Origin of the sequence: Marinobacterium iners, from assembly GCF_017310015.1 — a bacterium.
GTDB lineage: Bacteria > Pseudomonadota > Gammaproteobacteria > Pseudomonadales > Balneatricaceae > Marinobacterium > Marinobacterium iners.
In genome coordinates this window covers 2,954,139-2,978,181 of the sequence record NZ_CP022297.1, presented here as the reverse complement: position 1 = coordinate 2,978,181, position 24,043 = coordinate 2,954,139, and the positions used below count along the sequence as shown (strand labels likewise).

Below are 24,043 nucleotides of genomic sequence, written 5' to 3'. Positions count from 1 at the left end.
TTTCTGATATCTAACGAGCATTCGAGACAGCAATGGGTAAAAACGTCGTTGTTCTGGGCACCCAGTGGGGTGATGAAGGCAAGGGTAAGATCGTTGATCTACTGACCGAGCAGGTCGCTGCCGTAGTCCGCTTCCAGGGAGGTCATAACGCAGGCCATACACTGGTGATTGATGGTGAAAAGACAGTCCTGCACCTGATTCCATCCGGCATTCTGCGTCAAAATGTACTTTGTCTGATCGGCAACGGAGTGGTGCTGTCACCGGAGGCTTTGCTGAAGGAAATTGCTGAGCTGGAAGGGCGTGGTGTGCCGGTGCGTGAGCGTCTGCAGCTGAGTCCGGCCTGTCCGTTGATTTTGCCCTACCACGTTGCGCTGGATCAGGCGCGTGAGTTGGCGCGTGGCAATGCCAAGATCGGTACTACTGGTCGTGGTATCGGCCCGGCATACGAAGACAAGGTCTCCCGGCGTGGTCTGCGCTTGGGTGATATGGCCGATCCTGAGCGTTTCGCCACCAAACTGCGGGAAGTGCTGGAGTACCATAACTTCGTGCTGCAGAACTACTACAAGGTAGATGCCGTCGATTTCCAGCAAGCGTTTGATGAAGCCATGGAAATGGCCAAGACGCTGGTGCCGATGATGACGGATGTGACGGCCAAGCTGCATCAGTTGCGCAAACAGGGTGCGAGCATCATGTTTGAGGGCGCACAGGGCTCCTTGCTGGATATTGATCACGGCACCTATCCTTACGTGACATCGTCCAACACCACTGCAGGCGGCACTTCAACCGGAAGCGGCTTTGGTCCTCTGTATCTGGACTATATTCTGGGTATCACCAAGGCCTACACCACGCGCGTTGGTGGCGGGCCTTTCCCGACCGAGCTGCATTGTGGTGTGGGGCAGCGGTTGGCTGAGCGCGGTCACGAGTTTGGCTCAACCACGGGGCGTGCTCGTCGCTGTGGCTGGTTTGATGCGGTGGCACTGCAGCACGCTATTCAGATCAACTCGGTTTCCGGTATCTGCCTGACCAAGCTGGATGTGCTGGATGGTCTTGAAGAGATCAATATCTGTACGGGCTACCGTGACAGTAACGGCAACAGTGTGACTTCGCTTAACGGCAGTGAAGACTATGAGCAGATTCAGCCGGTTTACGAGACCGTGCCGGGCTGGCAGGAGTCGACCCTTGGTGCACGTACACTGGAAGAGTTGCCGGCTAATGCGCGGGCATACATTGCCCGTCTTGAGCAGCTGATTGAAGCGCCGATCGATATTATCTCGACCGGCCCTGACCGTAACGAGACCATCGTACTGCGTGATCCGTTCGATGCCTGAGATTCACTGATCTGCAGCTGAAAAAAAACCGCATCCAGGGATGCGGTTTTTTTTGGCTTAAAGCAAGCTCGATCAGGAGCGAGCTGAATGAATCAGCGTAACCCTTCGGCAGTGGCCGGGTGCAGTGTGCGCAGCAAGGCCTTGAGAATCTTGGAGTTGGCCGTGACCAGGTTGCCGCGTTCGCTGTAGCTGTTGCCGCCAGAGAAGTCGCCGACCAGGCCGCCAGCCTCACGGATCAGCAGCAGTCCTGCCGACAGCTCTGAAGGGCTGAGACCGATCTGGTAGAACCCATCCAGCCGTCCTGCTGCCGTGTAGGCCAGGCTCAGTACAGGAGATCCGCTGTTGTGGAGGGTTGCGCCTGCCTGCATGATTTCCTGCATCATGCGAACATGAGATTCCAGCCAGGGCTTGTCGCTCTTGCGTGCGTGATAGCCGGTACCGATGATGGCGCCTTCCAGTGAGGTGCGGTTGCTTACTCGCAGGCGCTTGCCGTTCAGCTGTGCGCCCTTGCCGCGGCTTGCGGTGAACTCTTCGCCAAACATGGGGTTGAGTACCACGCAGTGTTCAGCCTTGCCGTTGACGAAACCGGTGATGCTGAGCGCGAACATTGGCAGGGCGTTGGAGAAGTTGGTCAGGCTGTCAATCGGGCTGATATGCCATTCACAGTGGCCTGGGCCTTCACCAATCGGCGCATGTTGACCCGTATACTCACCGATCAGGCTGTGGTGCGGGTACGCCTTTTGAATGGTGTTGGTAATCGTGCGTTCAGCCTGCTGGCACAGATCACTGATGAACTCAGCAACATCGGCCTGTTCGGACTTGATCAGGTCAAGGCGTTCGAGGGTGCGGGAAATCTGTTCGCCTGCGAGTCGTGCTGCCCGCAGTGCTATATTAACCATCGGTTGCATCAGTGTCGGTTTCCGGTCTTCGTGGTTGTCAAAGTCCTATTGTAGCTTAGTCGGAGCCTGCGCTGAACAGGTGGTCTGCAACTCGGTGATGTTCTGATAGAATAGCCAGCTTTTAACGGCGTGCCTCCCTATGTCTGATCACATCAGAATCGTACTGGTTAACACAACCCATCCCGGTAATATCGGTGGTGTCGCGCGAGCGATGAAGAATATGGGTGTCAGTGATCTTTGTCTGGTAGAGCCCAAGAGCTTTCCACATCCTGATGCCGATGCCAGAGCCTCGGGTGCGACCGATATCCTTGAAAAGGCCCGCGTGGTGTCTACCCTGGATGAGGCATTGGCGGATTGTGGGCTGATTTTCGGTACCAGTGCACGTGAGCGTCATATTCCCTGGCCGCTGGTAAATCCTCGCGAGCTGGCTGCCATCGCGACTCCGCTCGAAGGTAAGGCGCGTGTTGCCATTCTGTTTGGCCGCGAAGACCGGGGATTGACCAACGAGGAACTGCAGCGTTGTCACCACCATGTACATATCCCGGCTGTTGAAAGTTTTAGCTCGCTCAATATTGCAGCGGCTGTACAGGTTATTACCTACGAGTTGCGAATGGCACAAGTGGTCGATCAACAGGCGGCTCGACCCCAGTGGGGGACTGACTGGGATATAGAGCTGGCAGAGCAGCGTGAGCTGGAACTGATGTTTGAACACCTTGAGCGTACGTTGGTGGAGATTGAGTTTCTTGATCCGAATAACCCGCGTCAGTTGATGCCCCGCTTGCGACGTCTGCTTCAACGTGCTGTGCCGGATAAAGTCGAAGTGAATGTATTACGCGGTATCCTTACGGCCATCGAGCGCCGTTCGGGGCAAGTGAAAAAGGACAAATCCGATGTTTGATCAGGTTCGTGAAGATATTCGCTCGGTATTTCACCGGGACCCTGCTGCACGTAATGCCTTCGAGGTGTTGACGGCCTACCCTGGATTGCACGCAATCTGGTTTCACCGTATTGCCAACTGGTTCTGGCACAAGGGCTTGAAATGGCTGGCGCGAATGATTTCCAATCTTGCGCGTTGGCTGACAGGTATTGAAATTCATCCAGGTGCGACCATTGGGCGGCGTTTTTTCATCGATCACGGCATGGGGGTTGTGATCGGGGAAACCGCCGAGATTGGTGATGATGTAACGCTCTATCATGGCGTGACTCTGGGCGGCACCACCTGGAATAAGGGGAAGCGCCATCCCACGCTTGGAAATAACGTGGTATGCGGTGCAGGTGCGAAGGTGCTGGGTCCCATTATGATCGGCGAGGGTGCGCGTGTTGGCTCCAATGCCGTAGTTACGCGTGACGTGCCAGCGGATGCCACAGTGGTCGGTATTCCCGGGCGCGTGATTCGACGCCATCCCGATGAAGACTCTCCTGAAGAGCAAAAACGGCGCCAAATGGCAGATAAGGTTGGGTTTGATGCCTATGCGGTTTCCCGTGAAGTGTCTGATCCGGTGGCACATGCCATTCGTTGTCTGCTGGATCACATGCAGGCGATGGATCACAAGGTTGAAACCATGGGTAAGGCGCTGTGTGAGCTCAAGCCGGGCTATTGCAACGAGGAGCTGCCTGAGCTGAAGTCGGAAGATTTTGAAGCCGCGGTGGATGAGCCTGAAACGTTACGTCCTGCAGCGGAGCGCAAAGACCCGGTGAACATGTCGGACAAATAGTTGACTAATTTAGTAGGGATTTGCATAATACCCACAGACTCGCAAGAGTGGGTGTGAGGGATAATTATGCGATTGACAACTAAAGGGCGTTACGCCGTAACGGCGATGCTTGATCTGGCATTGCACGAAGGCAAGGGGCCGATCAGCCTGGCTGATATCTCCGAACGGCAGGGAATCTCTCTGTCTTATCTGGAGCAGCTGTTTGCCAAGCTTCGCCGCAACGAGCTTGTGCGCAGTGTGCGTGGGCCTGGTGGAGGATATCAGCTCAAGCGAGAGCAGGGTCTGATCAATGTGGCTGAAGTGATCGATGCGGTCAACGAGTCGGTGGATGCAACCGGCTGCCAGCACAACGGTGGCTGTCAGGGTGGTGAAGTATGCCTGACGCATCATCTCTGGTGCGACCTGAGTGATCAGATTCACGGCTTTCTGAGTAGCATCAGTCTGGCTGATCTGGTTGCACGACGAGATGTCCAACAGGTGGCAGATCGTCAGCAGCGGCTGATCGCCAGTACTACCGAACAATCAGCGCGCCACAAAGCCGCTGTGTGAGAGTTTTTTGGAGAGATGAGATGAAACTGCCGATCTACCTTGATTACGCTGCAACCACACCGGTTGATCCGCGCGTGGCTCAGAAGATGACCGAGTGTCTGACACTGGACGGGAACTTTGGTAACCCGGCGTCCCGTTCCCACCTGTTCGGCTGGAAAGCTGAAGAAGCGGTGGAAAATGCGCGTCGTCAGGTGGCTGATCTGCTGGGTGCGGACCCGCGTGAAATTGTTTGGACATCCGGTGCCACCGAGTCTGACAACCTTGCAATCAAGGGTGTTGCCCACTTCTATAACAAGAAGGGTAAACATATCATCACCTCGAAAATTGAGCACAAGGCGGTGCTTGACCCCTGCCGTCAGCTGGAACGTGAAGGTTTTGAGGTGACATATCTGGAACCGGACAGCAACGGTATTATCAGTCCGCGCCAGGTTTCCGAAGCGCTGCGCGATGACACTATTCTGGTGTCCCTGATGCACGTGAATAATGAAATCGGCACCATTACCGATATCGCGGCCATCGGCGAGATTACCCGTGAAAAGGGTGTTCTCTTCCACGTCGACGCGGCTCAGAGCGCTGGCAAACTGCCAATCAATCTCAACGAGCTAAAGGTGGATCTGCTGTCGGTCTGCGCACACAAGATTTATGGCCCCAAGGGTGTTGGTGCTCTTTATGTACGCCGCAAGCCGCGTGTACGCATCGAAGCACAGATTCATGGCGGTGGTCACGAGCGTGGCATGCGTTCCGGTACCTTGCCGACCCATCAGATTGTAGGGATGGGTGAGGCTTTCCGTATCGCAGGTGAAGAGATGGCGGCTGAAACTGCCCGGCTTGAAACACTGCGCGCACGTCTTTGGGATGGTGTGCAGAATATGGAAGAGGTTCACGTTAACGGCTCCACCGAGCAGCGCGTACCGGGAATCCTGAATATCAGCTTTGCCTTCGTGGAAGGCGAGTCGCTGCTGATGTCGATAAAGGATCTGGCGGTTTCCTCAGGCTCTGCCTGTACCTCAGCAAGCCTTGAACCGTCCTATGTGCTGCGTGCACTGGGGTTGAATGATGAGCTGGCACACAGCTCCATCCGTTTCTCGCTGGGTCGATTCACCACTGAAGAAGAGGTGGATTATGCAGTTGAACAATGCCGTCACGCAGTGGAAAAACTGCGTGAACTGTCGCCGCTGTGGGATATGTATAAAGACGGCGTCGATTTGAGCAAGGTTGAGTGGGTTCACCACTAACACCGCTAAAGTTTTTGGAGGTTTATCATGGCTTACAGCGAACAGGTAATTGATCATTACGAAAATCCGCGCAATGTCGGTAAAATGGACGCCGATGACCCGCATGTAGGCACCGGTATGGTTGGTGCCCCGGCGTGTGGTGACGTAATGCGACTGCAGATCAAGGTCAGTGACGAGGGTGTAATTGAAGATGCACGCTTCAAGACCTACGGCTGCGGGTCAGCCATTGCATCCAGCTCTCTGGTGACCGAGTGGGTCAAGGGGATGACACTGGATCAGGCATCCGAGCTGAAAAACTCTCGTATTGCCGAAGAGCTGGCATTGCCGCCGGTGAAGATCCACTGCTCGGTTCTGGCCGAAGATGCGATCAAGGCTGCAGTAGAAGACTACCGCAAGAAACAGCAGAAGTGAGTGAAAGCGGGGGCTGGTGCCCCCGTTACTGGGGTGATTATGGCGATTAGCATGACACAGGCCGCGGTTGACCATGTCGCGCGCTACCTGGAACAGCGAGGCCACGGGGAAGGTATACGCCTTGGCGTCAGAACCTCGGGCTGCTCCGGCATGGCTTATGTGCTGGAATTTGTTGATTCCGGCGAGCCTGAAGATGAGGTGTTTGAGTTCGGTGGAGTGAAGGTAATGATTGACCCCAAAAGCCTGACTTACCTTGACGGTACTGAGCTGGACTTTGTTCGAGAAGGGCTCAACGAAGGGTTCAAGTTCAACAACCCGAACGTACGAAGTGAATGTGGTTGCGGTGAAAGCTTCAACATCTGACCCGTTCGGGGTTATTGAGGTCGGTTGATGGATATCACGCGCAACTATTTTGAATTTCTCGGCCTGCCGGTCGGTTTTGATATCGATCAGGCCGAACTCTCCTCGCGTTACAGGGAGCTGCAAAAGCAGCTTCATCCTGACAGACATTCACATCAGTCTGACCGAGAGCAGCGTCTTGCGGTTCAGTATACTGCCTATCTGAATGAAGCCCTCTCGACTCTCAAGTCACCGTTGCGGCGAGCGCAGTATCTATTATCCCTCCAGGGTATCGATACAGTGCATGATTCACGTGTACAACTCGATCCCATGTTTCTCATGGAACAGATGGAGCTGCGTGAGCAGGTAGCTGAAGCGCCTGAATGCAGTGACCCCGAGGCGGAGTTGGAGCGTTTGACGGCGTTGGTAGAAGCTGAGCTGCGCTCGCTGGAGTCCGGCTTTGCTCGTGCCTGGGAAGCCCTGTCGCTGGAGCAGGCGGAGCTACAGGTGCGCAAGATGCAATTCATGTCCAAGCTGCAGACGGAAGTCGCAGCGCTCGAAGACAGACTGTTCGAAGACTAACGGAAGCACTATGGCACTACTGCAAATAGCTGAACCCGGACAGAGTCCGGAGCCGCACGCGCGCAAGCTGGCGGTCGGAATTGATCTGGGTACGACGAACTCACTGGTAGCATCGGTGCGCAGTGGGGCTGCTGTTACCCTGGCGGATGCGCTGGGGGTACATCTGTTGCCCTCAGTTGTGCGCTATCGCGCCGGCGAGGCTCCTCTGGTAGGTGCTGGAGCGCTGGCAGGTGCCGCCCAGGATCCACACAATACCATCAGTTCAGTCAAGCGCCTGATGGGGCGTGGCGTAGAGGCGATGAAAGGGCTGGGTGACGAAATGCCCTATCATCTGGTCGCGTCCGATTCTGGCATGCCCTATCTGCAAACGGCGGCCGGGAACAAGAGCCCGGTAGAGGTCTCGGCTGATATATTGTCTGAACTGGCTGAGCGTGCGCGTGCAGCGCTGGGTGGTGAGTTGGAAGGTGCCGTTATTACGGTCCCTGCCTATTTTGATGATGCTCAGCGTCAGGCAACGAAGGATGCGGCGCAGCTTGCCGGACTTAAGGTGCTTCGCCTGTTGAACGAACCGACGGCTGCAGCGGTTGCTTATGGTCTGGATCAGGAAGATGAGGGCGTGATCGCCGTCTATGATCTGGGCGGTGGAACCTTTGATATCTCCATTCTGCGACTGAACCGTGGAGTGTTTGAAGTGTTGGCTACCGGTGGCGATACGGCGCTGGGTGGTGATGATTTCGACCGCATGCTGGCGGAACACCTGTTGCAGCAGAGTGGTTTGGCTGAGCAGCTGGATGCGTCATCGGCACGCAGCGTTTCAGCCCTTGCGCGACGCATAAAAGAGCGCCTTACGGATGAAGCTGAGGTGACTGAGACTCTTTCGGCCGGTGGTCGGGAGGTGGAGGTGCATGTTTCCCGTGCCCAGTTTGATGAGCTGATCGAACCGCTTGTGAGCCGTACCCTGCGTACCTGTCGACGTACATTGAAGGATGCAGGCATAGATAAGGCTGATATCGCTGAAGTTGTCATGGTGGGCGGCTCAACCCGCGTACCGCGTGTACGCGATGCGGTGGGAGAATTCTTTGGTCGAGCGCCACATATTGATATAGATCCGGATCGTGTGGTGGCGATCGGAGCGGCGCTGCAGGCGGATGTGCTGGTTGGCAACAAGCCTGACAGTGACATGCTGCTGCTGGATGTCATTCCCCTGTCCCTCGGACTTGAAACCATGGGCGGGCTGGTTGAAAAGATTGTACACCGTAATACGGCGATCCCGGTTGCAAGGGCGCAGGAGTTCACCACCTATCAGGATGGTCAGACCGCAATGGCGATCCACGTGCTTCAGGGCGAGCGTGAACTGGTCAGTGACTGCCGTTCACTGGCACGCTTTGTTCTGCGCGATATTCCGCCGATGGCCGCGGGTGCAGCCAAAATTCGTGTGACTTTTCAGGTTGATGCCGACGGTTTGCTCAATGTGTCCGCACAGGAGCTTTCAACAGGTGTGGTCAGCAGTATTCAGGTGAAGCCGTCCTATGGCCTGAGCGATGACGAAATTGCACGTATGCTGAAGGAGTCCTACAGTCATGCGGCAGAAGATCTTGAGGCTCGAAATCTGCGAGAGCAGCAGGTTGAGGCCGAGCGTATTATTGCTGCACTGAGGGCGGCCATGTCGCAGGATGGAGGCCTCCTGAATGAGGCTGAAGTCTCCATGCTGCAGTCCGAAATTGCAACGCTTGAGCGACTGGTTGCAGAGGCTGATTACCGTCGCATCGAAGCGGGGGTTGAGCAGTTGGCCAAGGCCAGTGACTTCTTCGCTTCACGTCGGATGGACCAGAGCATTTCCCGTGCCCTGTCCGGCCATACCATTGATGAAATCGATAAGGAGACCCGCTGATGCCACAGGTAATCTTTCTTCCGCATGAGGAATTGTGCCCTGAAGGCAAGGTCATAGAGACAGAAGGCGGCATCACAATCTGTGATCTGGCACTGGCCAACGGCATCGAAATTGAACATGCCTGCGAAAAATCCTGCGCCTGTACCACCTGTCATGTCATTGTGCGCGAAGGCTTTGATTCTCTTAATGAGGCCGATGAGCTCGAAGACGACATGCTCGACAAGGCCTGGGGGCTTGAGCCGGAGTCGCGTCTCAGTTGTCAGGCAGTTGTGGATAGTATGGATCTGGTAGTTGAAATTCCCAAGTACACCATTAATCAGGTGTCAGAACAGCACTGAGGTGAGTTATGGGTCTCAAGTGGACGGATGTAAACGATATTGCCATAGAGCTGGTTGAGCGCTTTCCGGAGCAGGATCCGCTGAGAATCAGTTTCCCCGACCTTTATAGTCGGGTGATGGAACTCGATGAGTTTGATGATGATCCTGATCACTGTGGCGAAAAAATCCTCGAAGCGATCCAGATGGCCTGGATCGAGGAAATGGATTGACAGCTTTGAGAGTCGCTGCTGTTCAGTAAGAGGTGCTTTGCGTATAATGTTGCGCCTTATTGACCTTAGTACTATAGATTGGGGATGTTACCTATGGCAGTTGAACGCACACTTTCCATCATCAAACCGGACGCAGTGGCAAAGAACGTAATTGGCGAAATCGTTAGCCGTTTTGAGAAAGCTGATCTGAAAATTGTCGCCATGCAGATGAAGCAGCTGAGCAAGCAAGACGCTGAAGGCTTCTACGCTGAGCATAAAGAGCGTCCGTTCTTTGCTGACCTGGTTGCCTTCATGACTTCCGGTCCGGTTGTTGTTCAGGTGCTGGAAGGCGAGAATGCAATTGCTCTGAATCGCGAACTGATGGGCGCGACTAACCCGAAAGAAGCGGCTGAGGGCACCATTCGCCGTGACTTCGCCGAGTCCATTGATGCCAATGCGGTACACGGTTCCGACTCTGCCTCTTCTGCCGAGCGCGAAATCGCCTATTTCTTCGGCGCCTGATAGACCCTTCGGGCTGCCCGTCCGGGCAGCCTGTTACCCCAAAGATGAGTAAACATCCGATGTCCGAGTCCCCCACCAAGATCAATCTGCTGGGACTGTCGCCCACCAAGCTGGAAGACTTTTTTGAGCAGATGGGCGAAAAGCGTTTTCGTGCCACTCAGGTACTTAAATGGCTGCATCAGCAGGGCGCATCCAGCTTCGATGAGATGACCAATATCAGCAAGGCGTTGCGTGCTCGATTGGCTGAAATGGCTGAAATTCGCGAGCCTGAGATCCTGTTGGACAAGGTGTCCAAAGACGGGACCCGCAAATGGGTCATTCGGATGGATGGTGGTTCGGCGATCGAAATGGTACTCATACCTGATGGCGACCGACGTACGCTGTGTGTGTCATCACAGGTCGGGTGCTCACTTGATTGCAGTTTCTGTTCGACCGGCAAGCAGGGTTTCAACCGTAACCTGTCAACGGCTGAAATTATTGCTCAGCTCCGTGTGGCTATCCGTGCCTATGGCCCGTTTGATCCGTCAGAACGCCGGGTCAGCAACGTGGTGTTGATGGGCATGGGTGAGCCGCTTATGAACTTCGACAATGTTGTTGATGCGACTCAATTGATGATGGATGACAATGCCTACGGTCTGTCTAAACGTCGCGTTACGCTGAGTACGGCGGGTGTGGTGCCTGCACTGGACAGGCTGCGTGAAGTCAGTGACGTGTCATTGGCCATTTCGCTGCACGCACCAAACAATGCATTGCGTAACGAACTGGTTCCAATCAACAAGCGTTACCCAATTGAAGAGCTGATCGCCGCCTGCAATCGTTATCTTGAGGGATTGAATGACAAGCGTGTGATTACGGTCGAGTACACTCTTATTGAGGGTGTTAATGATCAGCCTGAGCACGCGCGGGAGCTGGTTAAGGTGCTGCGCCAGGTGCCCTGTAAGTTGAACCTCATTCCGTTCAACCCTTTCCCCAATTCTGATTATCGTCGCCCATCGGAAGGGGCGATTCAGTGCTTCAAGGATATTATGCTGAAAGCTTCGATCATTACGACGGTAAGGCGTACCCGTGGCGATGATGTGGATGCAGCTTGTGGGCAGCTTGTGGGTCAGGTTGAAGACCGTACCCGGCGTAGCCAAAAGTATATTCCTGTGGTACAAGAAGAGCCTGTTCACGGAAAGAGTCAAAGGTTATAAGGGGGTAGAGTGAAACGATCCGGTGTGTTGATGTTGCTGCTTGCAGTAACGCTGATGGCTGGCTGCGCGAGCCAGACCACCGGTTCCGGCAAGGCTGCCAATTCACCTCAGGATGCACTGGAGGCCTATACCAATCTTGGTCTGCAGTATCTTCAGGCGGGCAATACCGTCAATGCCAAAACGTCGGTTCAGCGTGCCATAGCAATCGATTCCGGCTATGCCCCGGCCTATAACGCAATGGCGCTGATTTTTCAGACCGAGCAGGAATTCGAGCTCGCTGAAGAATATTTCCGCAAGGCGATGTCGGCTGACAGAACCTCCGCCATGATTCATAACAACTACGGAGCCTTCCTGTTCTCGCAGCAGCGTTATGGAGAGGCATGTGAGCAGCTTAACCAGGCAACCACTGATCCTTTTTATCAGCAGCGTGCGCAGGCATTCGAGAATCTGGGCCGATGTTACCTTTTGATCGATTCACCTGAGAAAGCGGAAGAGGCCTTCAGGCGCTCTCTGGCAATTAATGGTAACCGGCCGGTTGCGTTGGTCGAGCTGTCTGGATTGTTGCTGGATAAGGGCGAGAATGCAGCATCCAATCGTCTGTTTGAACGTTTTCGTGAACTGGTTGATCAGCAGCGTACAGAGCACAGCTCCAGAAGTCTTTGGTTGGGGATACGGCTGGCTCGCGCAGAGCGTAATGTGTCCCGTGCTGCAACCTATGCGCTGCTGCTCAAGAATTTGTACCCGAAGTCGCAAGAATATCGGCTTTATGAGGAGACAGCTCAGTGAGCGAAGAAGCCCGGTCCGAAAGCACAAGCAGCGATTTTCCAGCAGTTCAGTTTACTCAGGCCCGTGAGCAGCAAGGGCTGAGTGTTGAACAGGTATGCAGGCAGCTGAATTTATCCAAGGCGGTTGTACAAGCGATTGAAAAGGGGGACCTGCAGTACCTGTCTGACCCCGTTTTCTCGCGTGGCTATATACGTTCCTATGCCAAGTTTCTCAGGCTTGACGCAGACGCAATCGTTGCCAGTTACAATCGTGCAAGCGGTAATGTCCAAATGGCCAGTGCGGTTAAGGCCATCGGTACGGTTTCAACCGTACCGGGTCGTCATCAGGGGCGTCCATTGCTCAAGATTGGCAGTTGGCTTTTTGTACTGGCATTGATTGCAGCCAGTGTCTGGTGGTGGCAAACCCAGCAGGGCCTCACGACAGCAGATCGTGAACCACTGGATAACAGGCCTTTATCAATAGAAACCAGCGATGGAAATACCTTGATTTTACCTCAGTTGGATGATGTTGCCCCTGAGGGGTCTGCTTCAGGCAAGAGTGAGGACGTTATTGCCGCGCCCATCGCAGCGGCCGATGAGGAAGAACCGGTCTACCTTACTGAAGAGCAGATCGAACAATTGCAGGACGAGCAAGAGGCGGTGTCCTCTGCCGCTGAGCAGGAGCGGGAGTCTACTCCTGCTACGTCGGTTTCCAACGGTCTCGAAGTGGCATTCAGCGATGACTGCTGGATCAGCATTCGTGAGGTTGGTGGGCGCACGTTGTTCAACGGTGTGGCGCAGGCAGGCCAGTCGCTCAATTTCCAGAGCGACTCCACGTTGGCTGTGGTTATCGGTAAGGTCAATGCCGTACGTATGCTCAGCTATGAAGGGGAGTCCATTGATCTTGCCGTGTTGAGCAAGGACAATGTCGCCCGTTTTAGTCTACCTCTTTAAAAGTTCCCACATATTCTCATCGAAACAGGAAAGCTGACGTTTTGAGCAAAATTAAAGCCATTCGCGGCATGAATGACATCCTGCCGGACCAGACACCGGTTTGGCAGTACCTTGAAAGCACTGTAAAAAATGTACTTGGTAGCTATGGCTATGCTGAAATTCGCATGCCGGTGGTAGAGCAAACTGATCTGTTCAAGCGCTCAATAGGTGAAGTAACCGATATTGTTGAGAAAGAAATGTATACCTTTGAAGATCGCAATGGCGAAAGTCTGACATTGCGGCCAGAGGGGACGGCATGTTGTGTTCGTGCCGGTGAAGAGCATGGCCTCCTGTACAATCAGACGCAGCGTCTCTGGTATCAGGGGCCCATGTTTCGTTATGAAAAACCACAAAAAGGTCGTTATCGCCAGTTCCACCAAGTAGGTGTTGAAGCTTTTGGTATGGCCGGACCGGATATTGATGCTGAAATTATTCTCATGAGTGCCGCTTTGTGGCGTCAACTGGGCCTGGACCAGTCTGTAACACTGCAGCTGAACTCACTGGGCAGCAATGAAGCGCGCGCACGTTACCGCGATGCACTGGTGGAATATCTTAGCAGGCATTCTGACCAGCTTGATGAAGACAGCCTGCGCAGGCTGGAATCAAATCCTCTGCGTATCCTGGACTCCAAGGACGAGGGTACGCGCAAACTGCTTGAGCAGGCCCCGGTACTGACAGACTACCTCGATCAGGAGTCTGCGGCTGACTTCGAGCAGCTGTGCGCAATTCTGGATGCTGCCGGAGTGCAGTATGAGGTTAACCCTTATCTGGTTCGTGGTCTGGACTATTATTGCAAAACCGTTTTCGAATGGGTAACAGACCAACTGGGGGCTCAGGGTACTGTATGTGCCGGTGGTCGCTATGATGGGCTGGTAAAGCAGCTTGGCGGGAAACCAACACCTGCGGTTGGTTTTGCAATGGGTGTTGAGCGTTTGATTCTTCTGCTTGAGACTCTGGCGTTGGTTCCCGATCATGTGCGTCAGACCTTTGATCTTTACCTGGCGGCAGAACACAAGGGGTTGCAGGCGGACCTGATTTTGCTGGCCGAGCAGCTGCGTGAATGCCTGCCGGGGCTCCGTATTCGAACCCACTGCTCGGGACTGAAAAATATCGCGGCCAAAGCTCGTCAGACCGGAGCGCCGGTAATAGCGCTACTCAAGCAAACCGAGTCCGATGAGATGCAGGCATCTCTTTGGTATCAGGAACAGACAGTATATGATCTTGGCATTCAGCAGCTGACAGACCAGCTGAAACAAATCTTTACACGCTGAAGTTTAGCCAGGCGATTCAATTTAGCAGGAGTGGACAGTGGCAGAATTGCGTACCGAAGAAGAGCAGGTGCAGGCGCTCAAGGATTGGTGGAAGGAAAACGGCAAGGCATTGGTGGTTGGTGTCGCGGCTGCGGTGGCAATCGTGCTCGGGTGGAAAGCCTGGCAGGGTAATCAGGAGCAGAAAGCAGCCAATGCGTCTGCCCTTTACCAGAATCTGACAGAAGCGGTACAGCTGTCTGCCGGTGGTGTGAATGACTCTCAATATGCAACAGCGGTTCATCTGAATGAGCAGCTTCGCTCTGACTACGCTGACACGGCTTATGCACGCTATGGTGCCCTCATGATGGCAGCAATGGCCGTTGGAAATGGAGAGGTTGAGCGCGCGTTGCAGGAGCTGGACTGGACCTTGGGCGCAACGGATGAAGTCGATAATATTGTTCGTGTGGCTACACTGCGAAAGGCAATGCTGTTGAGCCAGCAGGGGAACGCGGATACTGCTATTAGCCTGCTGGAGAATGCTGATGCGGGTACTTATGAGGTGCAGTATCAGGAACTTCTGGGAGACCTTCATGCCAATAACGGTCGACCGGCTGAAGCTTTCGCAGCCTATGATCGAGCCCTGCAGCTGGGCGGCGGCGAACAGCTGCGTCCGCTTCTGAAAATGAAACGGGATGACCTTGCAGGAGCCGAGTCATGAAATGCTGGGTAAAAACAGCCGCAGCGATTGCCGTGAGTGTTTCCCTTGCTGGCTGTGGGTTGTTCAGTAGCGAAGAAACCGTTGAGCCAAATCCACTGGTTGACTTCGAAGCCGAACAGCAATTTCAACAGCTGTGGAGTCTGAGTACCGGTGGTAGTTTGGGCTCCAAGTTTCATCAACTGGTTCCTTCCATTGATGAACAGCAGATTTTTGCAGTCAATGTTGAAGGTGATCTGGTTGCAGCGGATCTGGCATCCGGGCGTATCAATTGGCGTGTCGAGTTGGAAACTCCGATAGGAGGTGGTGTTGGTGCCGGAAACGGTATCGTGGTCCTCGCGACAGAGTCGGGTGAAGTGATCGCTTTCGATACCACAGACGGTAGTGAGCGTTGGCGCTACCAAGCTTCCTCCGAAGTGATTTCCCAGCCGCAGATGAATGCGGAGCTCGTTGTTGTACAGCAGCTGGATGGCAAGATTACGGCACTTGAAGTGGGCAGTGGTGAACGGCGCTGGAGTTATGACAGTCAGATACCACGTCTCAGTCTGCGCGGTACAAGCGCCCCCATTGTGGCTGCTGACCTGACTCTGGCCGGTTTTGCCAATGGCAAGCTTGTTGCCGTCGAGAATGCATCGGGGCGGCCTGTCTGGGAGCAGCGTATTTCGCTGGCTGAGGGGCGGTCGGAGCTTGAGCGTATCGTTGATATTGATGGTAAACCGCTTGTCTACAACCGTATCGTTTATGTTGGCAGCTATCAGGGACGCTTGGTGGCACTGAATCCAGGTAATGGACAGGTTGTCTGGAGTCAGGATTTGTCTACCTATCGTGGGCTTGCTGGTGGTTTCGGTAATGTGTACGCAGTTTCGGATGAAGACCATGTGCATGCATTCGATGCGCGTAACAGTGCCAGTGTGTGGAGCCAGGATGGTCTTCAGTATCGACGCCTGACTACACCTGTTGTGCTCGGTAACTCTCTGGTTACAGCTGATGCAGATGGTTATCTGCATGTGTTGTCTCAGGTTGACGGTCATTTTACAGCTCGCCATCGCGTCAGTTCCTCCGGTGTCCAGAGTGATCTGCTGGTACGTGATGATGTGCTTTATGTGCTCAGCAATGATGGTCGTCTGACTGCGCTGAAATTTAAATAATCCGGATCTGTGGATCCATTATCGGCGGCCGCTGTTATCCACAGTGGCCGCCGAGTTGTTTTCAGGTGAAATCCTATGTTGCCCGTAATTGCACTGGTTGGTCGTCCCAACGTTGGCAAATCCACACTGTTCAATCGTTTGACACGCTCGCGTGATGCACTTGTTGCAGATTTGCCGGGTTTGACCCGTGACCGCAAGTACGGAGAAGGCCGTGTTGGCGATTGTGACTACATTGTTATCGATACTGGTGGTATTTCAGGGGATGAGGCCGGCATTGATCAACGGATGGCCGAGCAGTCACTGTTCGCGATAGAGGAAGCGGATGTAGTTCTGTTCCTTGTAGATGGTCGTGCAGGCCTCAACCCGGCTGATGAAATGATTGCCGATCACCTGCGGCGCAACAATAAGTCATGCTGGCTGGTTGTGAACAAGACCGACGGGATCGACCCGGATACCGCCATGGCTGATTTTCATGCGCTCGGTATTGGTGAGCCTGTTGCCATAGCCGCTTCACACGGGCGTGGTGTCAGTCAGCTGATTGACGAAGTGCTGGCGCCCTTTGTTTCTGAGGAAGAGGAGGGCGGCGAAGAGGCGGCTAAGGAAGCCTATACAGATAATATTCGAATTGCCGTGATCGGACGCCCGAACGTGGGTAAGTCAACCCTGGTTAACCGGATGCTGGGCGAAGACCGCGTGGTTGTCTTTGACCAAGCGGGCACAACACGTGACAGTATCTACATTCCTTATGAACGTGATGAGCAGAAATATATTCTGATCGACACAGCGGGTGTACGAAGGCGGAAAAATATCAAAGAAGCGGTGGAGAAGTTCTCCATCGTAAAAACGCTGCAGGCAATCAAGGATGCAAATGTTGTTATCAGCGTGATTGATGCGCGTGAGGGTGTAACCGAGCAGGACTTGAGCATGCTTGGGTTTGTCATTGACTCCGGGCGGGCATTGGTCGTTGCACTTAATAAATGGGATGGCATGAGCCCGGACGATCGTGCCGATGTTAAAAAGCAAGTAGAACGAAAACTGGAATTTGCTGCATTTGCTCGCTTTCACTTTATTTCTGCGCTGCATGGTTCGGGTGTTGGTGATCTGTATATCTCTGTTAACGAAGCTTTCGATTCAGCAATGGCGAAATGGTCTACCAATCAGCTGACTCGACTGCTGGAAGATGTAGTGGCTGACCACCAGCCGCCGGCAGTAAACAATCGACGCATCAAGTTACGCTATGCACACCAGGGTGGCTCCAACCCGCCAATCATCGTAGTGCATGGTAATCAGACGGATGCGTTACCCGGCTCTTACAAGCGCTATCTTGAAAACCGCTTTACCAAATATTTGAAAGTACGTGGAACACCGATTCGATTTGAGTTCCGTACGGGCGACAATCCTTTTGCTGGACGCAAAAATACCCTGACTGCTCGTCAAGAAGCCAAAAAGGAGCGCAGTCGTCAACACATCAAAACGCTGAAGCATAAAGCCAAGAAGCGAGCTCGACGTGATGGCTAAGTCTGTAGATTCACGATCAGAATATGCCATTGGTGTATTTGACTCCGGTGTTGGCGGCTTGACCGTCCTTAATGCGCTCAGGCAAGCCTTACCGGAAGAACATCTTGTCTATCTCGGCGATACCGCAAGAGTGCCGTACGGTACTAAAAGTGCCTTGTCGGTCCGGCGTTATGCCGAGCAGGCTGTCTGTGCTCTGAGTAGTCGCCAGATAAAGGCTATCGTTGTTGCCTGCAACACAGCCTCGGCCATGGCGCTTGAGCATTTGCAGGCCTGCTACCCGGATCTTCTGGTACTGGGTGTAATCGAGCCAGGTGCTGATGCAGCGTGCAGAGTGAGTCAACAGGGGCATATCGGTGTTATCGCGACCGAAAGTACAACAAACAATCAGGCATATCAGAAAGCTATTCTTCGTTTGAGGCCCGATGCACGTATTCGTGCTCAAGCATGCTCTCTGTTTGTTGCTTTGGCGGAAGAAGGTTGGCATGAAGGCGACCTGGTAGAGCAGATAGTCGCGCGTTGTCTTCAACCCCTGCTGGTGGCTGATAGTCAGTTTCCGTTGGATACGCTGGTATTAGGCTGTACTCATTTCCCTGCATTGAGGGGTGCTATAGCAGCAGTGACTGGTGACGATATTCAGTTGGTTGATTCAGCTCAGACCACCGCTGAAGCGGTAAAGTGCGAGCTGGAAGCCAAAGCGCTGCAGAACAAGAACCAAATACGGGGCAGTCTGACTTTTTTGGTGACAGATGGGCCAGAGCGCTTTGCACGAGTGGCGACGAACTTTTTCAATGAGCGAATCGATCCGGGTTCGGTTGAACTGATCGATATCCAGCACTACGCTTCTGAGTGTTAAAAAAGTTTTGACAGGGCGTTGACAGCGATCCGAATCGCTGTATAATACGCCACCTCATCAGCGCTGACCGCGCGTTGTTTCTCCGCCAAGGCAGTGAAAACAAACGAAAAAAACGGTTGACACTGAAACGGGTTGCGGTAGAATACGCGCCTCGCTTGAGACAACAGGTTGCACCGAACGGTGCGGTTGGCCAAGCCCGCTCTTTAACAAATTGATCAGGTAATATGTGTGGGCGCTTGTCAGGATTGAGCACACAAAGCTTAATCAAGGCAAGCAACCTAACTGAATATTCATTTAGCGTTGTGTAATACCTTGAGCCGAATGAAAAGCTGCTTGCAGCTTTGAGTTCACAAGATTTTAAACTGAAGAGTTTGATCATGGCTCAGATTGAACGCTGGCGGCAGGCCTAACACATGCAAGTCGAGCGGTAGCACAGAGAAGCTTGCTTCTTGGGTGACGAGCGGCGGACGGGTGAGTAACGCGTGGGAATCTACCTGGTAGTGGGGGACAACAGTCGGAAACGACTGCTAATACCGCATACGCCCTTCGGGGGAAAGTGGGGGATCTTCGGACCTCACGCTATCAGATGAGCCCGCGTCGGATTAGCTTGTTGGTGAGGTAAAGGCTCACCAAGGCGATGATCCGTAGCTGGTCTGAGAGGATGACCAGCCACACTGGGACTGAGACACGGCCCAGACTCCTACGGGAGGCAGCAGTGGGGAATATTGGACAATGGGGGCAACCCTGATCCAGCCATGCCGCGTGTGTGAAGAAGGCCTTCGGGTTGTAAAGCACTTTCAGCTGTGAGGAAAGGCGAGTGGTTAATACCCGCTTGCTGTGACGTTAACAGCAGAAGAAGGACCGGCTAACTCCGTGCCAGCAGCCGCGGTAATACGGAGGGTCCGAGCGTTAATCGGAATTACTGGGCGTAAAGCGCGCGTAGGTGGTTCAGTCAGTCAGATGTGAAAGCCCCGGGCTCAACCTGGGAACTGCACCTGATACTGCTGAGCTAGAGTACGGTAGAGGGTAGTGGAATTTCCGGTGTAGCGGTGAAATGCGTAGAGATCGGAAGGAACACCAGTGGCGAAGGCGACTACCTGGACCGATACTGACACTGAGGTGCGAAAGCGTGGGTAGCAAACAGGATTAGATACCCTGGTAGTCCACGCCGTAAACGATGTCAACTAGCCGTTGGGGGACTTGATCCTTTAGTGGCGAAGCTAACGCGATAAGTTGACCGCCTGGGGAGTACGGCCGCAAGGTTAAAACTCAAATGAATTGACGGGGGCCCGCACAAGCGGTGGAGCATGTGGTTTAATTCGAAGCAACGCGAAGAACCTTACCTACTCTTGACATCCAGAGAACTTTCCAGAGATGGATTGGTGCCTTCGGGAACTCTGAGACAGGTGCTGCATGGCTGTCGTCAGCTCGTGTTGTGAAATGTTGGGTTAAGTCCCGTAACGAGCGCAACCCTTATCCTTATTTGCCAGCGAGTAATGTCGGGAACTCTAAGGAGACTGCCGGTGACAAACCGGAGGAAGGTGGGGATGACGTCAAGTCATCATGGCCCTTACGAGTAGGGCTACACACGTGCTACAATGGCCGGTACAGAGGGCTGCAAACTCGCGAGAGCAAGCTAATCTCACAAAACCGGTCGTAGTCCGGATCGCAGTCTGCAACTCGACTGCGTGAAGTCGGAATCGCTAGTAATCGTGAATCAGAATGTCACGGTGAATACGTTCCCGGGCCTTGTACACACCGCCCGTCACACCATGGGAGTGGGTTGCACCAGAAGTAGCTAGTCTAACCTTCGGGAGGACGGTTACCACGGTGTGATTCATGACTGGGGTGAAGTCGTAACAAGGTAGCCCTAGGGGAACCTGGGGCTGGATCACCTCCTTAAACGATTGCGAAGTTCTGGCAAGCGTTCACACATATTACCTGATCATAACGTTAGAGAGAGCGTAGAGTTGTCGATCTGAATCGATAGCTCGCACAGTAGGCTTGTAGCTCAGTTGGTTAGAGCGCACCCCTGATAAGGGTGAGGTCGGTGGTTCAAATCCACTCAGGCCTACCAATTTTCCATTCGGTTCCGGCTGTTTGGAATATCTCGTTGGGGCTATAGCTCAGCTGGGAGAGCGCCTGCTTTGCACGCAGGAGGTCTGCGGTTCGATCCCGCATAGCTCCACCATTCCTTGCCTGGAATGGTGATTGAATGAGTTTTAAAACATACGCTCAGGTATCTATCACTGGACAGTCTGTCCCTTGCATCAATACCGAGTCTATCTTTTAAAGCATCATGCTTTAAACGCTCTTTAACAAATTGGATCTGAAAGATTGTCTTGTATTGTTTGATACAAGCGCCAATCGGCGATAATCGTTACGAACCATTCATTTGAACAGACGCCTTCGGGTTATATGGTCAAGTGAATAAGCGTGCACGGTGGATGCCTTGGCAGTCAGAGGCGATGAAGGACGTAGTAACCTGCGATAAGGTTCGGGGAGCTGGTAAACAAGCTTTGATCCGAACATTTCCGAATGGGGAAACCCACCCGCTTGCGGGTATCTCTTAGCTGAATACATAGGCTTTGAGAGGCGAACCCGGGGAACTGAAACATCTAAGTACCCGGAGGAAAAGAAATCAACCGAGATTCCCTTAGTAGCGGCGAGCGAACGGGGACCAGCCCTTAAGCTGTGTTGTGGTTAGCAGAACGCTCTGGAAAGTGCGGCCATAGTGGGTGATAGCCCCGTATGCGAAAACCTATATGCAGTGAAATCGAGTAGGACGGGACACGTGTTATCCTGTCTGAATATGGGGGGACCATCCTCCAAGGCTAAATACTCCTGACTGACCGATAGTGAACCAGTACCGTGAGGGAAAGGCGAAAAGAACCCCTGTGAGGGGAGTGAAATAGACCCTGAAACCGTGTACGTACAAGCAGTGGGAGCCGTTTTCGGACGGTGACTGCGTACCTTTTGTATAATGGGTCAGCGACTTACTTTCAGTGGCAAGCTTAACCGTTTAGGGGAGGCGTAGGGAAACCGAGTCTTAATAGGGCGATCAGTCGCTGGGAGTAGACCCGAAACCGGGCGATCTATCCATGGGCAGGTTGAAGGTTGAGTAACATCAACTGGAGGACCGAACCGACTACCGTTGAAAAGTTAGCGGATGACCTGTGGATCGGAGTGAAAGGCTAATCAAGCCCGGAGATAGCTGGTTCTCCTCGAAAGCTATTTAGGTAGCGCCTCATGTCTCACCTTGGGGGGTAGAGCACTGTTTCGGCTAGGGGGTCATCCCGACTTACCAACCCGATGCAAACTCCGAATACCCAAGAGTGCAATCATGGGAGACACACGGCGGGTGCTAACGTCCGTCGTGGAAAGGGAAACAACCCAGACCGCCAGCTAAGGTCCCAAAGTTCTGGTTAAGTGGGAAACGATGTGGGAAGGCTCAGACAGCTAGGAGGTTGGCTTAGAAGCAGCCACCCTTTAAAGAAAGCGTAATAGCTCACTAGTCGAGTCGGCCTGCGCGGAAGATATAACGGGGCTCAAACCAGACACCGAAGCTGCGGATGCCTTAGGGCATGGTAGAGGAGCGTTCTGTAAGCCGTTGAAGCCAAAGGTGTAAACCATGGTGGAGGTATCAGAAGTGCGAATGCTGACATAAGTAACGATAAAGGGGGTGAAAAACCCCCTCGCCGGAAGACCAAGGTTTCCTATCCAATGCTAATCAGGGTAGGGTGAGTCGGCCCCTAAGGCGAGGCAGAAATGCGTAGTCGATGGGAAACAGGTTAATATTCCTGTACCGGCTGTAACTGCGATGAAGGGACGGAGAAGGCTAGGCCAGCGCGGCGATGGTTGTCCGCGTTTAAGGGTGTAGGCTGGGAGAGTAGGCAAATCCGCTCTCCCTTAAGGCTGAGACCTGATGACGAGTCTCCATGTGAGACGAAGTGGTTGATGCCATGCTTCCAGGAAAAGCTTCTAAGCTTCAGGTTACAGACGACCGTACCCCAAACCGACACAGGTGGTCAGGTTGAGAATACCAAGGCGCTTGAGAGAACTCGGGTGAAGGAACTAGGCAAAATGGTGCCGTAACTTCGGGAGAAGGCACGCCGGTGTCGGTGACGAGATTTACTCTCTGAGCTGAGGCCGGTCGAAGATACCAGGTGGCTGCGACTGTTTATTAAAAACACAGCACTCTGCAAACACGAAAGTGGACGTATAGGGTGTGACGCCTGCCCGGTGCCGGAAGGTTAATTGATGGGGTTAGCTCACGCGAAGCTCTTGATCGAAGCCCCGGTAAACGGCGGCCGTAACTATAACGGTCCTAAGGTAGCGAAATTCCTTGTCGGGTAAGTTCCGACCTGCACGAATGGCGTAACGATGGCCACACTGTCTCCACCCGAGACTCAGTGAAATTGAACTCGCTGTGAAGATGCAGCGTCCCCGCGGCTAGACGGAAAGACCCCGTGAACCTTTACTATAGCTTCACAGTGGACTTTGACATTACTTGTGTAGGATAGCTGGGAGGCTTTGAAACCGGGACGCCAGTTCCGGTGGAGCCAACCTTGAAATACCAGCCTGGTACTGTTGAGGTTCTAACTCAGATCCGTTACCCGGATCGAGGACATTGTGTGGTGGGTAGTTTGACTGGGGCGGTCTCCTCCCAAAGCGTAACGGAGGAGCACGAAGGTACCCTCAGGCTGGTCGGAAATCAGCCAATGAGCGCAAGAGTAGAAGGGTGCTTGACTGCGAGACAGACACGTCGAGCAGGTGCGAAAGCAGGTTCTAGTGATCCGGTGGTTCTGTATGGAAGGGCCATCGCTCAACGGATAAAAGGTACTCCGGGGATAACAGGCTGATACCGCCCAAGAGTTCACATCGACGGCGGTGTTTGGCACCTCGATGTCGGCTCATCACATCCTGGGGCTGAAGCCGGTCCCAAGGGTATGGCTGTTCGCCATTTAAAGTGGTACGCGAGCTGGGTTTAGAACGTCGTGAGACAGTTCGGTCCCTATCTGCCGTGGGCGTTTGAGATTTGAGAAGAGTTGCTCCTAGTACGAGAGGACCGGAGTGAACGAACCTCTGGTGTTCCGGTTGTCACGCCAGTGGCATTGCCGGGTAGCTACGTTCGGACGGGATAACCGCTGAAAGCATCTAAGCGGGAAGCCCCCTTCAAGATGAGATCTCACCGGGGCCTTGAGCCCCCTGAAGAGCCGTCCGAGACCAGGACGTTGATAGGCAGGGTGTGTAAGCGTTGTAAGGCGTTGAGCTAACCTGTACTAATGGCTCGTGAGGCTTGACCATATAACGCCCAAGGCGTTTGAAATGAATGGTTCGACTGGAAACAGTCAAAACACGATTATCGGCTCGCAAGAGCACCGATTGAACGCTTGTAGCAACAACACAGACAATCAGAGCAGCGTGACATACAGGCACGAGGCTCAATCAGATCCGGTTTGTACCAGTTTCGCCTGGCGACCATAGAGACGTGGAACCACCTGATCCCATACCGAACTCAGCAGTGAAACGCGTCATCGCCGATGGTAGTGTGGGGCTTCCCCATGTGAGAGTAGGTCATCGCCAGGCACTTAATACCAGAAACCCCGGTC

At 53.7% G+C, this 24,043-nt stretch carries 21 protein-coding genes, 2 tRNA genes and 3 rRNA genes; 25 read left to right on the top strand and 1 reads right to left on the bottom strand.

The features are described 5' to 3' along the window. Positions 1–32 precede the first annotated feature (32 nt). Entirely contained in the window at positions 33–1,328 is a 1,296-nt protein-coding gene (locus CFI10_RS14320; RefSeq protein ID WP_206835568.1) for an adenylosuccinate synthase, read from the top strand. Between the two features lie 92 nt (positions 1,329–1,420). Here the strand turns inward: CFI10_RS14320 and CFI10_RS14315 are convergent, their stop codons facing one another. After that, the gene (locus CFI10_RS14315; RefSeq protein WP_206835566.1) at positions 1,421–2,227 is read right to left on the bottom strand and encodes an inositol monophosphatase family protein; all 807 of its coding nucleotides are present in this window, start codon (positions 2,225–2,227) and stop codon (positions 1,421–1,423) included. A 139-nt stretch (positions 2,228–2,366) separates the two neighbouring features. Between CFI10_RS14315 and CFI10_RS14310 the strand changes: the two genes are divergently transcribed. The 24 genes from CFI10_RS14310 (at position 2,367) to rrf (ending at position 24,020) form a co-directional block, all read left to right on the top strand. After that, positions 2,367–3,125 carry an RNA methyltransferase gene (locus CFI10_RS14310; RefSeq protein WP_206835564.1) on the top strand — a complete coding sequence of 253 codons (759 nt, stop codon included), beginning with the start codon at positions 2,367–2,369 and terminating at the stop codon, positions 3,123–3,125. Next, positions 3,118–3,942: a serine O-acetyltransferase gene (gene cysE / locus CFI10_RS14305; RefSeq protein ID WP_091827802.1), complete on the top strand. Its 825-nt coding sequence runs from the start codon at positions 3,118–3,120 to the stop codon at positions 3,940–3,942. The genes CFI10_RS14310 and cysE overlap by 8 nt, the downstream gene beginning before the upstream one ends. 66 nt (positions 3,943–4,008) lie before the next feature. Then, the gene (iscR, locus tag CFI10_RS14300; protein ID WP_206835562.1) at positions 4,009–4,491 is read left to right on the top strand and encodes a Fe-S cluster assembly transcriptional regulator IscR; all 483 of its coding nucleotides are present in this window, start codon (positions 4,009–4,011) and stop codon (positions 4,489–4,491) included. 20 nt (positions 4,492–4,511) lie between these two features. Next, positions 4,512–5,726, top strand: coding sequence for an IscS subfamily cysteine desulfurase (locus CFI10_RS14295; protein WP_091827800.1), 1,215 nt, complete (start codon positions 4,512–4,514; stop codon positions 5,724–5,726). A 27-nt stretch (positions 5,727–5,753) separates the two neighbouring features. Further along, positions 5,754–6,137 (top strand): Fe-S cluster assembly scaffold IscU, encoded by a 384-nt coding sequence (iscU, locus tag CFI10_RS14290; protein ID WP_091827799.1) that lies wholly within the window; start codon positions 5,754–5,756, stop codon positions 6,135–6,137. A 39-nt stretch (positions 6,138–6,176) separates the two neighbouring features. Next, complete coding sequence (gene iscA, locus CFI10_RS14285; protein ID WP_091827842.1) at positions 6,177–6,500, top strand: iron-sulfur cluster assembly protein IscA; 324 nt, start codon at positions 6,177–6,179, stop codon at positions 6,498–6,500. Between the two features lie 27 nt (positions 6,501–6,527). Then, positions 6,528–7,058 (top strand): Fe-S protein assembly co-chaperone HscB, encoded by a 531-nt coding sequence (gene hscB / locus CFI10_RS14280; RefSeq protein ID WP_206835559.1) that lies wholly within the window; start codon positions 6,528–6,530, stop codon positions 7,056–7,058. A gap of 10 nt (positions 7,059–7,068) precedes the next feature. Next, positions 7,069–8,949 (top strand): Fe-S protein assembly chaperone HscA, encoded by a 1,881-nt coding sequence (hscA, locus tag CFI10_RS14275; protein ID WP_206835554.1) that lies wholly within the window; start codon positions 7,069–7,071, stop codon positions 8,947–8,949. After that, positions 8,949–9,287, top strand: a complete 339-nt coding sequence (gene fdx / locus CFI10_RS14270; RefSeq protein ID WP_091827796.1) for an ISC system 2Fe-2S type ferredoxin — start codon at positions 8,949–8,951, stop codon at positions 9,285–9,287. The genes hscA and fdx overlap by 1 nt, the downstream gene beginning before the upstream one ends. A gap of 8 nt (positions 9,288–9,295) precedes the next feature. Continuing rightward, positions 9,296–9,496, top strand: a complete 201-nt coding sequence (gene iscX / locus CFI10_RS14265) for a Fe-S cluster assembly protein IscX (protein ID WP_091827795.1) — start codon at positions 9,296–9,298, stop codon at positions 9,494–9,496. Between the two features lie 93 nt (positions 9,497–9,589). Beyond that, complete coding sequence (gene ndk / locus CFI10_RS14260) at positions 9,590–9,997, top strand: nucleoside-diphosphate kinase (protein WP_206835551.1); 408 nt, start codon at positions 9,590–9,592, stop codon at positions 9,995–9,997. A 59-nt stretch (positions 9,998–10,056) separates the two neighbouring features. Then, a complete protein-coding gene (gene rlmN / locus CFI10_RS14255; protein WP_206835549.1) occupies positions 10,057–11,190 on the top strand; it encodes a dual-specificity RNA methyltransferase RlmN in 1,134 nt (377 codons plus the stop codon). Positions 11,191–11,199: 9 nt separating this feature from the next. Next, positions 11,200–11,976 (top strand): type IV pilus biogenesis/stability protein PilW, encoded by a 777-nt coding sequence (pilW, locus tag CFI10_RS14250; protein ID WP_242530001.1) that lies wholly within the window; start codon positions 11,200–11,202, stop codon positions 11,974–11,976. Further along, a complete protein-coding gene (locus tag CFI10_RS14245; RefSeq protein WP_206835544.1) occupies positions 11,973–12,908 on the top strand; it encodes a RodZ domain-containing protein in 936 nt (311 codons plus the stop codon). Before pilW ends, CFI10_RS14245 begins: the two co-directional genes overlap by 4 nt. A 68-nt stretch (positions 12,909–12,976) precedes the next feature. Beyond that, positions 12,977–14,218: a histidine--tRNA ligase gene (hisS, locus tag CFI10_RS14240; protein ID WP_217633040.1), complete on the top strand. Its 1,242-nt coding sequence runs from the start codon at positions 12,977–12,979 to the stop codon at positions 14,216–14,218. Between the two features lie 37 nt (positions 14,219–14,255). Beyond that, complete coding sequence (locus tag CFI10_RS14235) at positions 14,256–14,915, top strand: YfgM family protein (protein WP_206835539.1); 660 nt, start codon at positions 14,256–14,258, stop codon at positions 14,913–14,915. Beyond that, positions 14,912–16,060 (top strand): outer membrane protein assembly factor BamB, encoded by a 1,149-nt coding sequence (bamB, locus tag CFI10_RS14230; RefSeq protein WP_206835536.1) that lies wholly within the window; start codon positions 14,912–14,914, stop codon positions 16,058–16,060. Before CFI10_RS14235 ends, bamB begins: the two co-directional genes overlap by 4 nt. A gap of 75 nt (positions 16,061–16,135) precedes the next feature. Then, positions 16,136–17,578 (top strand): ribosome biogenesis GTPase Der, encoded by a 1,443-nt coding sequence (der, locus tag CFI10_RS14225; protein WP_091827787.1) that lies wholly within the window; start codon positions 16,136–16,138, stop codon positions 17,576–17,578. Continuing rightward, positions 17,571–18,431 carry a glutamate racemase gene (gene murI, locus CFI10_RS14220; RefSeq protein WP_091827786.1) on the top strand — a complete coding sequence of 287 codons (861 nt, stop codon included), beginning with the start codon at positions 17,571–17,573 and terminating at the stop codon, positions 18,429–18,431. Before der ends, murI begins: the two co-directional genes overlap by 8 nt. Positions 18,432–18,790: 359 nt before the next feature. Continuing rightward, positions 18,791–20,333, top strand: a 16S ribosomal RNA gene (locus CFI10_RS14215). 98 nt (positions 20,334–20,431) lie between these two features. Next, positions 20,432–20,508, top strand: a tRNA-Ile gene (locus tag CFI10_RS14210). A 38-nt stretch (positions 20,509–20,546) separates the two neighbouring features. Further along, a tRNA-Ala gene (locus CFI10_RS14205) sits at positions 20,547–20,622 on the top strand. A gap of 229 nt (positions 20,623–20,851) precedes the next feature. Then, positions 20,852–23,738, top strand: a 23S ribosomal RNA gene (locus CFI10_RS14200). A gap of 166 nt (positions 23,739–23,904) precedes the next feature. Next, positions 23,905–24,020 (top strand): 5S ribosomal RNA (rrf, locus tag CFI10_RS14195). Together the 16S, 23S and 5S rRNA genes with 2 tRNA genes alongside form the textbook arrangement of a ribosomal RNA operon. Positions 24,021–24,043 lie beyond the last annotated feature (23 nt).